Below are 12,679 nucleotides of genomic sequence, written 5' to 3'. Positions count from 1 at the left end.
GCTGCCCTCGTGTCAGAATGCTAACGCGCCAGCGAGATCAGCTTTTCAAGTAACGCTTCAGGTTTGTTCCCCGACAAATGCGCATCGACAGGGAGATACCACCAGTTATCTTCTGCAAACGCGCGACACTTCACGGCATCTTTTTCCGTCATGATCAGCGTTTGCTCTGCATTCAGCAATGCCTGTACGTCACGCGCGCGCAACGCCTGGTGATCCGCCAGTGCGACACACTTTTGCGGCTGCACGCCGCAGGCTTCAAGCGTGGCGAAAAAACGTGGCGGATGACCAATGCCTGCCATCGCAACGACATTGTGTAACTGCGCGACGTTACGCCGCTCGCCAGTGCGCAAATTTACCGCCAGCCCCGGCTCCAGACGCATTGGAATTTCGCCCGGCTGCGGCACACCGCCATTAACAATCGTCGCATCAACGGTTTTCAGACGGCCTGCACGTTCACGCATCGGCCCTGCCGGTAACCACCAGCCGTTACCGAAGCGGCGAACGCCGTCAATGACCACGATCTCAACATCACGCGCCAGACGATAGTGCTGCAAACCATCGTCAGTCACGATAATCTGGACGTCATGCTGCGCCAGTATCGCCTGAACCGCCTCCGGGCGATGAGGCGATACGGCAACCGGCGCCCCGGTACGCTGATAAATCAGCACGGGTTCATCACCCGCCTCGGCCGTAGTGGTTTCAGCGCTCAACAACAGGGGATAGGCAGCCGCTTTGCCGCCGTAGCCTCGCGAAACAACACCAACGCGCAGTCCACGTCGCTGAAGCTGCTCCACCAGCCAGATCACCACCGGCGTTTTGCCGTTACCGCCTGCCGTCAGGTTTCCCACCACAACAACCGGCACCGGGGCGCGCCAGGCGCGTTTGATGCCCAGCCGATAGCACAGACGAATCGCCCCGCTCACCAGGCCATACAGCCAGGAGAGCGGCAGGAGTAGCCGCCACAGAGGCGATTCACCGGACCAGATGCGTGCGATCATTGACCAAACTGCATTTTGTGTAGCTGCGCATAAACGCCATGATGCGCCAGCAGTTCGCTATGCGTCCCGCGTTCTACGATCACGCCGTCTTCCACCACCACAATTTCATCAGCCTGTTCAATGGTAGAAAGGCGATGCGCAATCACCAGCGATGTGCGGTTTTTCTGCAACTCGTCCAGCGCCGCCTGGATGGCGCGCTCAGACTCGGTATCAAGCGCCGACGTCGCTTCATCCAGAATCAGGATTGGGCTGTCACGCAACAGCGCACGCGCAATGGCGATACGCTGGCGTTGACCGCCGGAGAGCAGCACGCCGTTTTCCCCGATGATGGTATCGAGGCCATTATCCATCTTATTGATGAAATCCATTGCATAAGCCATACGAGCAGCCTCTTCGATCTGCTCACGGGTGTAATGCTCGTTACGCGCATAGGCAATGTTGTTGGCTACCGTATCGTTGAACAGATGCACATTCTGCGACACCAGCGCAACCTGATTACGCAGGGACGCCAGCGTATAGTCACGCAGCTCGTGACCATCCATCAGGATTTCGCCTTCATCGATGTCGTAGAAACGCGTAATCAGACTGGCGATCGTCGACTTACCGGAGCCAGAGCGCCCCACCAGCGCGACCGTCTTACCCGCCGGAATTTTCAGGTTGATGTTGCGCAGCGCAGGCACTTCGCGTCCCGGATAGGTAAAGGTAACATTGCGGAATTCCAGATCGCCGCTGGCGCGTTCAATAACGCGTTTACCGTCATCTTTTTCCTGTTCGCTGTCGAGAATCGCAAACAGAGTCTGACACGCCGCCATACCGCGCTGGAACTGGGCGTTGACGTTAGTCAGAGATTTCAGCGGACGCATCAGGGCGATCATTGCCGAAAAGACAACGGTAATGGTCCCCGCCGTCAGGCTCTCCATAACGCTCGGGAAGCTAGCCGCATACAACACAAACGCCAGCGCCAGCGAGGCGATAAGCTGGATGATGGGGTCAGAAATAGACGACGCGGAGACCATTTTCATCCCCTGCAGACGCATTTTGTTGCTCACCTTATCAAAGCGTTTGGTCTCAACTTCCTGGCCGCCAAAGATCAGGACTTCTTTGTGTCCCTTCAGCATTTGCTCGGCGCTGGTCGTGACCTGCCCCATCGTGTTCTGCATGTTTTTACTGATGGCGCGAAAACGCTTTGATACCACGCGGATCGCAATCGACACAATCGGCGCCAGCACCACGAGGATAATCGACAGTTGCCAGCTGTAATAGAACATCATGGCAAACAGGCCGATTATCGACGCGCCTTCGCGCACAACGGTAATCAACGCGCTGGAGGACGAGGAAGCCACCTGTTCAGAATCATAGGTGATGCGGGAGAGCAGAGTCCCGGTAGATTGCTTATCGAAGAAGGCGACGGGCATTCCCATCATATGACCAAACAAACGGCGACGCATGGTCATCACCACTTTGCCCGATACCCAGGAGATGCAGTAACTGGAGATATAGCTGGTAATACCACGTAATATCATCAGCCCAATGACCACCAGCGGCATCCAGAGCAGCACTGAGCGATCGGTTTTACCAAAACCTTCATCAAGTAAAGGTTTGAGGAGCGATAACATGAAGGTATCGCTGGCCGCGTTGAGGATTAACGCCACACCCGCCACGATCAGACCCGCTTTGAAAGGCGCAATGGTAGGCCACAGTCGGCGAAACGTCTGCCACGTAGAGAGATCTTTATCGTTATGCATTCAAAAAACCAGCATTTGTTGAAATAGCCGCATATTCTACCCGTTATCGCCTGACACGCCAAACCACTGATGATACCAACGCGGTAAAATTTGCTCCCGTAGGCTGCTTATGCGCCAGCCCTGTGCGGAGAAATCCAGCGAAATTTGCCCCTGATGCGGGGTATCGCGCCACTGGTACCCCTGCTGCTGATAGCGCTGTCTGACCTTCCATGACGGTAACCGCCAGGCGTTATAACGCGATGCCGAGGCCAGCGCCATCTCGCCATTAACCCGCTGTATGAGTGCCAGCGAAGAGGACGTATTGCTGCCATGATGCGGCACCTGAATAATCGTAGCCGACAGATGCTGCCAGTAATGACTCAGCATCCGTTGCTCAGCTGGCGCCTCTATGTCGCCCGTCAACAGTAGACTGTGGCGACCATCGTCGATCTTCACCACACAGGAGTGATTATTGCCCTTGCCGCGATCGCCTTTTAACGGCCAGTGCGCGCTGAAACGCAATCCCTGCCAGTACCAGACCTCACCGCGATAACACGGTAAATGATTTCGCCAGCCTAACGGACTGCGGACCCAAAGCCCGGGCCAGGTGCTCAGCATAGAGTCTAGCCCACCCCGGTGATCAAGATGTTCATGGCTGAGAATAATCCCTTCTGGCTCCAGATGATGCCAGCGTAGCCACGGAATAATAATGTGTTGCGCGCTATCCCCATCAGGCCAGGCCAGCCCGGTGTCGTACAACAGCGCTTTGCCGTTACGCGCGATAACTACCGACAATCCTTGTCCAACATCCAGCATATGTGCGTGCCACATATCGGTACGCGGCGGACTCCAGAAAGGCCAACTGAGCAGGGCAAGCGTTGCCAGGCAGAGTCCGGGTAACACCCGTAAGGCATTAAACCGCCAGCCAACAAGCACCAGCCAGGGAGCGAAAACCAGCCACTGCCAGCGCGCATCTACCGCTATCCATCCTTTCGGCAATTGGGTTAACGCCCAGAACACGGCGGCAAGCGAGCGATCGGCCAGATACCACAGTACAGACTCAACCACTAACGGCCCGCTGACGTGCGCCACCATTCCTGCGAGGATCAGCGGTACGCTAATAAACGTTACCAGCGGCACGGCGAATAAATTCGCCGCAAAAGAGGTCAGGCTAAGGCCGTGAAACAACGCGATTTGCAGCGGCAAAAGCAACAGCGTCATCCCCAACTGTAAATGGGCCAGCTCGACCAATAAACGCCCTGCCCGCGGTAACGTCCACTCCGGACAGGGAAACCATTGATACCAGAACAGCAGGGCCGCAACGGCGAAAGCGGAAAGCCACAGGCTCTGGGAGAGCACCGCCAACGGATCGCAAATAACAATCGCCGCCAGACAGCTGCACCAGACGGCCCATCCGCTCCACTGCCGTCCACTCAGCTTTAGCGCCGTCCAGACAAATAGCGCAATGATCGTACGCAGCGCGGGTGGCTGAAGACCGGTTAGCCAGGCGTAGAATATGGCGCCGAGCAGCCCGCCGATAAGCGGATGCTGCCAGTGGATCCAGCGCACCGGCAGCAGAAACTGAACGCCACGAAGCAATCCACTGACGAGCAGAGCCATTAAGGCAATATGCAACCCGGAAATCGCCATCAGATGGGCGGTGCCGGTATCGCGAAGGATGTTTTTCACCTCTTTCGTTATCGCCAGACGTTCCCCCATCCCCAGACCGACTATCACCTGCTGCCACGGATACTCAGCCAGCCTGGCTTTCAGTGATGCGAGATATCTGGCTCGCCAACTGCATTCCCCGTCCAGGATTTTTGCCCGCAGAAAACGGCCTGTGAGCGGTTGATGCTGTGCCAGGGCGTAGCGCTGGCTGTCAAATCCCCCGTCATTTAACTGCCCGTGAACAGCCCTGATCCTAATCGTCATCGCCCAGCGCTGCCCTGCACAGGGTTCGGACGGCAAATACTGCCCATAAAGAACGATACCCACCGAAGGAAAAAGACGACGCCCTGCCAGATGAGTGATACGTCCGGCGTGTGTTGTGATGTTATCCGTCGCGGTCAGCTCGATAATGGCGTCCTGATTTTTTACCGGCAGCGTGTTTCCGGCCCAAAGCGACTGTTTAGCCGCGAAAACGCCCCACAGAAAAAACAACAGAACCAGCCCGGCAAGCTGCATCCATTTGCCGGAGAAAAGCGTTAGCGAACAGGCCAGCGCGAAAAGACTGACAAGCCAAAGCGTATCAGGCAAAGCCGGTAAGAAAAGCAAAGGGAAAATACCGCATAGCGCGCACAGGCTGACCGTCGTGATTTTCATGAACACCTCCGTGTGAGCGGAAGTGTGCAGGTTAGCCAACGGTCTGTCAGGCGGTAATGGCAGGCTTTACGATGCGGTTTCCAGCGTTTTTATCACCGTGTTGTAAACCGCCAAATTTATTGCGGGGCGTCTTCCAGAATGGAGCGTCAGAAATGAAAAAAGCACCAGAAAGGTGCTTTTTCGCAGGTTACGTTTTGAGGAAACTTAACCGTAAATATTGGCGCGATCGCGCAGTTCTTTACCTGGCTTAAAGTGCGGAACGTATTTTCCTTCCAGCTCGACTTTATCGCCAGTCTTCGGGTTACGCCCGGTTCGTGGTGCGCGATAGTGCAAAGAGAAGCTGCCGAAACCGCGGATTTCAATACGCTCGCCCTGCGCAAGAGTCGAGGCCATATGTTCCAGCATCTCTTTAACTGCATCTTCAACCGCTTTTGCGGGAATATGAGATTGCTGGGTTGCAAGTCTTTCAATCAATTCTGACTTGGTCATGATTCCTCCGGTTCCTATAAGGCATATAAGCGCTGCTGTTGCATTGATTAAGGGCGGCCGTAGCCGCCCTTTGTCATTGATTACAGAACGAATCCTGTAATCTGTCAAGTAATCTCATCTGACTTCGCGATGAAACATCCCGAAGTTTCAAAGAATTACTCGCCTTTAGCTGCTTTGAATGCTTCAGCCATTGCGTTGTTAGAGAAGTTTGCATCTTCCTGTTTGTTAACAGTTGCGATGGCATCTTTCTCATCAGCTTCGTCTTTCGCACGAACAGACAGGCTGATTGCACGGTTCTTACGGTCAACGCCGGTGAATTTCGCTTCAACGTCGTCGCCTACGCTCAGAACCAGTGTTGCATCTTCAACGCGGTCACGGGAAGCTTCAGAAGCGCGCAGGTAACCTTCAACGCCGTCAGCCAGTTCTACGGTTGCGCCTTTCGCGTCAACTGCAGTCACTTTACCGTTTACGATTGCGCCTTTCTTGTTCAGTGCAACCCAGTTGTTGAACGGATCTTCTGCCAGCTGTTTAACGCCCAGAGAGATACGCTCGCGCTCTGCGTCAACCTGCAGAACAACAGCTGCGATTTCGTCGCCTTTTTTGTATTCACGTACTGCTTCTTCGCCTGCAACGTTCCAGGAGATGTCAGACAGGTGAACCAGGCCGTCGATGCCGCCGTCCAGGCCGATGAAGATACCGAAGTCAGTGATAGACTTGATTTTACCTTCAACACGGTCGCCCTTGTTGTGGGTTTCCGCAAACTGCTGCCACGGGTTAGATTTGCACTGCTTCAGACCCAGGGAGATACGACGACGTTCTTCGTCGATATCCAGAACCATCACTTCCACTACGTCGCCAACGTTAACAACTTTGGACGGGTGGATGTTTTTGTTGGTCCAGTCCATTTCGGAAACGTGTACCAGGCCTTCAACGCCTTCTTCGATTTCAACGAAGCAACCGTAGTCGGTCAGGTTGGTCACGCGACCGGTCAGTTTGGTACCTTCCGGGTAACGCTTAGCGATAGCAACCCACGGATCTTCGCCCAGCTGTTTCAGGCCCAGGGATACACGGGTACGCTCGCGGTCGAACTTCAGCACTTTAACAGTGATTTCGTCGCCAACGTTTACGATTTCGCTCGGATGCTTAACGCGTTTCCAGGCCATATCGGTGATGTGCAGCAGGCCGTCAACGCCACCCAGATCAACGAATGCACCGTAGTCAGTGAGGTTCTTAACGATACCTTTAACTTCCATGCCTTCCTGCAGGTTTTCCAGCAGCTGATCGCGCTCTGCGCTGTTTTCGGATTCGATAACGGCACGACGAGAAACAACAACGTTGTTGCGCTTCTGATCCAGCTTGATGACTTTGAACTCAAGCTCTTTGCCTTCCAGGTGCAGCGTGTCGCGCACCGGACGAACGTCTACCAGGGAACCTGGCAGGAACGCACGAATACCGTTCAGCTCAACAGTGAAGCCGCCCTTAACTTTGCCGTTGATAACACCGGTAACAGTTTCAGCATCTTCGTAAGCTTTTTCCAGCGTGATCCATGCTTCGTGACGTTTAGCTTTCTCACGGGACAGCAGGGTTTCACCGAAGCCGTCTTCTACTGCATCCAGAGCAACGTCAACTTCGTCACCCACCTGGATTTCCAGCTCGCCCTGGGCGTTTTTGAACTGCTCAGCCGGGATGGCGGACTCAGATTTCAGACCAGCGTCAACCAGTACTACGTCTTTGTCGATAGCAACAACAACACCGCGAACGATGGAACCCGGACGGGTTTCGATTTCTTTTAAGGATTCTTCAAACAGTTGAGCAAAAGATTCAGTCATGTTTAATCTTCAGGTTTCATATTTAACGTCCATCTGACTCCATGCCGGATGGGGTTGTTTAACATACCCGCTGTCATTCCATTGCAACGGGGGTACTGCAAATTCGGTCGCTTTTAAGCGAGTGCCAGTTTTTGGCGCGCGTATTGTAGCGCTTTTTCAATCACTTGCTCAATGCTTAATCGGGTTGAATCTAAAACTAAAGCATCAGCAGCGGGAACTAACGGCGCTACAGCACGGTTTCGGTCGCGATCGTCGCGTTCTTTGATCTCGGCCAAAAGGCGTTCAAAGTTAACACTAAAGCCCTTTTCCTGCAACTGTAGCATACGGCGATGCGCACGTTCTTCAGAGGAGGCGTCAAGGAAGATTTTCACCGGCGCGTCCGGAAAAACCACCGTCCCCATATCCCGTCCGTCCGCGATCAGGCCAGGCAACTCACGGAAGGCGCGTTGACGACGCAACAGCGCTTCACGCACGCGTGGAAAGGCGGCGACCTGTGACGCAGCGTTCGCCACTTCCTGCGTGCGAATTTCACCGCTCACATCTTCGCCTTCGAGAATCACTTCCAGATTTCCGTTGGTTGAGACAAAGCGCACATCAAGATGGGTCGCCAACGGAACCAGCGCATCTTCAGAGGCGACATCGACATGATGATGCAGCGCCGCCAGCGCTAACACGCGATAGATAGCACCAGAGTCCAGCAGATGCCATTGCAATGCTTCCGCCATTGCCTTGCACAAGGTGCCCTTTCCTGCACCACTTGGGCCATCAATGGTAATTACCGGGGCAATTGCCGTCATCTTTCTCTCCTTAAACAGGCACACCGTTAACGTAAACGCCGCGCATTATACGCGCCAACGCCCACAATCGTTAACGTTGTGTGCAAAAACCCGAATCGTCTGTATTCAGATGAAGAATAATTGCGCAATTATAGCGGGCTGGTGCATAACCAGCCCAAAAGATGACAATGTTTTACTTTTTGTCGGCGGCAATACGGTCGCGCATGTGCTGAGCGCGATCGGCTGAGGCGGGGTGGGAGTCCATCAATGATTTCGCATGCCCCGCGTCCATGGTGGCGAATTTATCGAATGCGGTGACCAGTCCCTGGGTATTTATGCCGCGTTTCTTCAGCAGGTCATAGGAGAAATCATCAGCATCCGATTCCTGGCTGCGGGAGAACGAAGAGTTGATTACCCCTTCGGCCAGGTCGCCGAGTTGAGATTGCGACAGTTTGGACGCCACTCCGCTGGTAGCGGAGAGGGCGTCACGGGCCGCCAACGTTGCATAGGCCGTTTGCATGGCTTTACGGGAATGCCCTAACGAGACGTGGCCTAACTCATGCCCCAGAACGCCTTCGATTTCGTTATCGGTCATCAGATCCATCAGGCCTGAATAGACGCGAACACAGCCGTTGGCCATTGCCCATGCGTTGATCTCACGGGTCATATATACCTTGTAAGATACCGGCGTGCCGTCAATGTTATTGCCCAGCGCTTTCGCGATTTTATTTAGCCGCTTCGTGTATTTGCTCTTAGAACCCGCCAGTTTATTTTCACTGTCCATCTGTTTGCAGGACTCAGCAGACAGCGCTTTGACGTCCGCATCCGAAAGCGTCGCCGCTTTGTAAGCAGCGACGCCGGAACTGGCGAGTAAATCGCCGTTGACGCCATTTTTACAGCCAGCCATTAACGTAGCGGAAATCGCCACCGCCAGCAGCAATGATTTATTTTTCATGCTAATCTTCCAATGATATTTATAATAAAAAGATATAAATCAAGAGGTTAAATCGAGAGGAAGGTAGCATTAGCGATAAGGGTAAATAAAGTACGAAAGCGGACGCAAGCGCGCCAGCGCAAAGGCTGGCGCGAAAGATAATCAGGCGGGAGTGCTAATACGCGCCAACTGCTCGAAATAATCCGGGAAGGTTTTAGCGGTACATTTCGGATCAAGAATGGTCACCGGCGTGTCGGATAACGCCACCAGCGAAAAACACATCGCCATACGGTGATCGTTATAGGTGCCAATTTCAGCAAACTGTAATTTCGCTGGCGGGGTGATGCGAATATAGTCGCGCCCCTCTTCCACTTCCGCCCCTACTTTACGCAACTCGGTCGCCATCGCAAACAGACGGTCGGTCTCTTTGACGCGCCAGTTATAGATGTTACGAAGCGTGGTCGTACCTTTAGCAAACAGCGCCGTCGTCGCAATGGTCATTGCCGCATCGGGAATGTGGTTCATGTCCATATCAACGGCATTTAGCTCACCGCGAGTACAGGCAATAAAATCATCGCCCCAGGTCAGTGTCGCCCCCATTTTTTCCAGCACATCCGCGAAGCGAATGTCCCCCTGCATACTTTTGCGACCAATACCGGTCACCTTTACCGTCCCGCCTTTAATGGCTCCCGCGGCAAGGAAATAAGAGGCGGATGAAGCATCGCCTTCGACCAGGTAAACACCGGGAGACTGGTATTGCTGACGGCCTTTCACGACAAAACGCTGATAGTGATGGTTTTCAATTTCTACGCCGAAGGTTTTCATCAGATTTAACGTAATGTCGATATACGGCTTCGACACCAGCTCGCCTTTAATGCTGATGATGGTTTCCTGCGACGCCAGAGGGGCAGTCATTAACAGTGCGGTCAAAAACTGGCTGGAAACGCTGCCATCAACCTCAACCTGACCGCCGGTAAAGCCACCGCGCAGACGAAGCGGCGGATAGTTTTCCTGCTCCAGATAGTCAATACAGGCCCCGCCCTGACGCAGCGCATCAACCAGATGACCAATTGGTCGCTCTTTCATACGCGGCTCGCCGGTCAGCACAATGTCGTTTGTACCGAGGCAAAGCGCTGCGGCAAGCGGACGCATGGCCGTTCCGGCGTTGCCCAGAAACAGCTCCAGTGCGCCGGTAGCCTGTAGCGGACCACCGTTGCCGGTGATTTCGCAACGGGTACGATCCGCAGAAAGGGTGTAATTGATCCCCAACGCGCTCAGCGCATTGAGCATATGGCGCACATCATCGCTGTCTAACAGGTTGGTCAGAACGGTGGTGCCATGGGCTAACGCCGCCAGGAGCAAAGCGCGGTTAGACACGCTCTTAGAGCCAGGCAGATTAATGGTGCCATCGACCCGCGCGATGGGTTGTAACGTCAGGGATTCCATGTACTCAACTCTCAAAAAACAAAAATAAAAACCCCACAGACGACGCTGTGGGGATGAAACGCCACACTTATTTAGCCGTGACGACGTTCGAAATCGACCATAAAGTCGGTCAGGGCTTTGACGCCTTCCAGCGGCATCGCGTTATAAATGGACGCACGCATTCCCCCCACCACACGGTGGCCTTTCAGCGCGTGAAGACCTGCCGCAAAAGACTCTTCAAGGAACAGTTTGTCCAGCGCGCTGTCCGCCAGTTGGAACGGTACGTTCATGCGGGAACGGTTGGCTTTCGCCACATCGTTGCGGTAGAAATCGCTGTTATCAATCACGCCATACAGCAGTTCGGCTTTCTGCTGATTGATTTTATGCATCGCGTCGACGCCGCCATTCGCCTTCAGCCATTTAAATACTAGGCCGGAAAGATACCAGGCAAAAGTTGGTGGCGTATTAAACATTGAGTCGTTATCGTTCAGAACGGTGTAGTCGAGAATCGACGGGCAGCTGGTGTGCGCTTTTCCTAACAGGTCTTCGCGAACGATCACAATCGTCAGCCCGGCAGGTCCGATGTTTTTCTGCGCGCCTGAATAGATAACGCCGTAGCGGGAAACGTCTAACGGCGCCGAAAGAATCGTTGAGGAGAAATCAGCCGTCACGACCACATCGGAGGCAAAATTCGGCGTTTCATTAATGGCAATGCCGTCAATGGTTTCGTTCGGGCAGTAGTGCATATACGCCGCGTTATCCGAGAGTTGCCATTCGCTCATCGGCTTGACCGCGCGCAGTCCGTCCACGGTGACTTTGGCATCAATCACGTTTGGGGTGCAGTATTTTTTCGCTTCTTTTACCGCGCTGGCCGCCCAGTAACCGGCGTCCACGTAGTCTGCGGTGGTTTTATTTCCCAAAATATTCAGCGGAATAGCCGCAAACTGCCCGCGTCCGCCGCCGTGACAGAACAGAACTTTATAATTGGAAGGGATGTTGAGGAGATCGCGAAAATCCTGTTCCGCTTCCGCTGCGACCTGGATAAATTCTTTACCGCGGTGGCTCACCTCCATGACGGAGGTGCCAAGACCGTTCCAGTCGCACAGTTCCTGTTGAGCCTGTTTGAGCACGTCTGCCGGTAACATTGCCGGGCCTGAACTAAAATTGAAAACCTGAGCCATTTCCCCTCACCACGTTGCATTGTTATTCACCCACGCTCTGACGAAGCGCAAAGAGTGGGTTTACGTTATTCCTGTGGATATTGGTTTTATCATTCAGTGATACGCGCCGCAACGGGTAATAATCGGCGCGGTTAAAATGAGTGTTCGCTCACACAACACAATCTGTCGGATTGATGGCGAATGACCGATATTTTTGCTGTCAGAGCACACTTTTTGCCCGACTGGCCTTCGACCATTCTGGATTCTTGCAGCGCGGACAATCTTGCCTGTCGCCAGCGTTAAGGGTAATGACTTCGCTGCAACGCACGCAGGCGTAATCTCCCGTTTCGGGAACGACATGAAATCGCTCGGTGCAATATTTAGGCAAAATGCTCAGACCGGGTTTTATCTTTTCTTCTTCAAAGAAATAGACGCTGATTTGCCCGTTGGTTTCCAGTATCGCCAGCCGCACCTGACCAAGCTGCTCTACGCCATTCAGACGCAGTTCCATAAAGAACTCAAACTCCGTCATATTGGCATGATTCAGTTTGGACCATGCCAGCTCGCCATCTTCAATGATGACGACCGGTTTCCCCTCCAGTAAATCGCCAATCCTTTCACTACGCGCCATCAGCCACATCGCCAACCGGTAAAGCAGCGCAATTATGATAAAGACCACCAGCACCGGCAGCATTGGGACATCATCATAAAAAGCGACGTCCCCTGCCGCGGAGCCCAGCGTCAAAATAATCAACACTTCAAAAAGCGACATCTGGCGCACGCCGCGCCGTCCCGTCAGCTTAAGAAACAGATAGACCAGTACAAAGGTATAAAGACTACGTAACGCAACCTCGCCCAAAAATTCCAGTGGCACTTTGTCCAGTGCCATCCGTTGTAGATCAAACGCTTTCATTTCTCTGCTCTTATGGTGGTTTACTGCATAAAAGCATAGTCAAAACTTTTATTTCCGCCGCGTTCGTGGCGGCGATAGCGTCAGTCAGATAAAACCCGTATCATTGCGC

At 53.7% G+C, this 12,679-nt stretch carries 10 protein-coding genes; all 10 read right to left on the bottom strand.

The genetic code is table 11. The features are described 5' to 3' along the window. Positions 1-20: 20 nt before the first annotated feature. Positions 21-998 (bottom strand): tetraacyldisaccharide 4'-kinase, encoded by a 978-nt coding sequence (gene lpxK / locus APU02_RS05950; RefSeq protein WP_060569535.1) that lies wholly within the window; start codon positions 996-998, stop codon positions 21-23. Then, on the bottom strand, positions 995-2,743 hold the full coding sequence (msbA, locus tag APU02_RS05945; protein WP_060569534.1) for a lipid A ABC transporter ATP-binding protein/permease MsbA: 1,749 nt from the start codon (positions 2,741-2,743) through the stop codon (positions 995-997). The genes lpxK and msbA overlap by 4 nt, the downstream gene beginning before the upstream one ends. 36 nt (positions 2,744-2,779) lie before the next feature. Then, positions 2,780-5,044: a ComEC family protein gene (locus tag APU02_RS05940; protein ID WP_060569533.1), complete on the bottom strand. Its 2,265-nt coding sequence runs from the start codon at positions 5,042-5,044 to the stop codon at positions 2,780-2,782. A gap of 204 nt (positions 5,045-5,248) precedes the next feature. Continuing rightward, entirely contained in the window at positions 5,249-5,533 is a 285-nt protein-coding gene (gene ihfB / locus APU02_RS05935) for an integration host factor subunit beta (RefSeq protein ID WP_000167332.1), read from the bottom strand. Between the two features lie 155 nt (positions 5,534-5,688). Next, a complete protein-coding gene (gene rpsA, locus APU02_RS05930) occupies positions 5,689-7,362 on the bottom strand; it encodes a 30S ribosomal protein S1 (RefSeq protein WP_042288135.1) in 1,674 nt (557 codons plus the stop codon). 113 nt (positions 7,363-7,475) lie between these two features. After that, positions 7,476-8,159: a (d)CMP kinase gene (cmk, locus tag APU02_RS05925; protein WP_042288138.1), complete on the bottom strand. Its 684-nt coding sequence runs from the start codon at positions 8,157-8,159 to the stop codon at positions 7,476-7,478. A 172-nt stretch (positions 8,160-8,331) separates the two neighbouring features. Beyond that, positions 8,332-9,093, bottom strand: coding sequence for a M48 family metallopeptidase (locus APU02_RS05920; RefSeq protein WP_060569532.1), 762 nt, complete (start codon positions 9,091-9,093; stop codon positions 8,332-8,334). Positions 9,094-9,234: 141 nt separating this feature from the next. After that, positions 9,235-10,518: a 3-phosphoshikimate 1-carboxyvinyltransferase gene (aroA, locus tag APU02_RS05915; protein ID WP_060569531.1), complete on the bottom strand. Its 1,284-nt coding sequence runs from the start codon at positions 10,516-10,518 to the stop codon at positions 9,235-9,237. A gap of 71 nt (positions 10,519-10,589) precedes the next feature. Beyond that, a complete protein-coding gene (serC, locus tag APU02_RS05910; protein WP_060569530.1) occupies positions 10,590-11,678 on the bottom strand; it encodes a 3-phosphoserine/phosphohydroxythreonine transaminase in 1,089 nt (362 codons plus the stop codon). A gap of 199 nt (positions 11,679-11,877) precedes the next feature. Beyond that, a complete protein-coding gene (locus APU02_RS05905) occupies positions 11,878-12,570 on the bottom strand; it encodes a DUF421 domain-containing protein (protein ID WP_060569529.1) in 693 nt (230 codons plus the stop codon). Positions 12,571-12,679: the final 109 nt, after the last annotated feature.

It is taken from the genome of Citrobacter sp. 50677481 (assembly GCF_001463265.1).
Taxonomy (GTDB): domain Bacteria; phylum Pseudomonadota; class Gammaproteobacteria; order Enterobacterales; family Enterobacteriaceae; genus Citrobacter_A; species Citrobacter_A sedlakii.
This window is presented reverse-complemented; position numbering and strand designations above follow the sequence as displayed.

What these genes read in the sequence shown, in the direction of transcription:
- lpxK (WP_060569535.1), bottom strand. Translation starts at nt 998, where the DNA reads ATGATCGCACGCATCTGGTCCGGTGAATCGCCTCTGTGGCGGCTACTC.
- msbA (WP_060569534.1), bottom strand. Translation starts at nt 2,743, where the DNA reads ATGCATAACGATAAAGATCTCTCTACGTGGCAGACGTTTCGCCGACTG.
- APU02_RS05940 (WP_060569533.1), bottom strand. Translation starts at nt 5,044, where the DNA reads ATGAAAATCACGACGGTCAGCCTGTGCGCGCTATGCGGTATTTTCCCT.
- ihfB (WP_000167332.1), bottom strand. Translation starts at nt 5,533, where the DNA reads ATGACCAAGTCAGAATTGATTGAAAGACTTGCAACCCAGCAATCTCAT.
- rpsA (WP_042288135.1), bottom strand. Translation starts at nt 7,362, where the DNA reads ATGACTGAATCTTTTGCTCAACTGTTTGAAGAATCCTTAAAAGAAATC.
- cmk (WP_042288138.1), bottom strand. Translation starts at nt 8,159, where the DNA reads ATGACGGCAATTGCCCCGGTAATTACCATTGATGGCCCAAGTGGTGCA.
- APU02_RS05920 (WP_060569532.1), bottom strand. Translation starts at nt 9,093, where the DNA reads ATGAAAAATAAATCATTGCTGCTGGCGGTGGCGATTTCCGCTACGTTA.
- aroA (WP_060569531.1), bottom strand. Translation starts at nt 10,518, where the DNA reads ATGGAATCCCTGACGTTACAACCCATCGCGCGGGTCGATGGCACCATT.
- serC (WP_060569530.1), bottom strand. Translation starts at nt 11,678, where the DNA reads ATGGCTCAGGTTTTCAATTTTAGTTCAGGCCCGGCAATGTTACCGGCA.
- APU02_RS05905 (WP_060569529.1), bottom strand. Translation starts at nt 12,570, where the DNA reads ATGAAAGCGTTTGATCTACAACGGATGGCACTGGACAAAGTGCCACTG.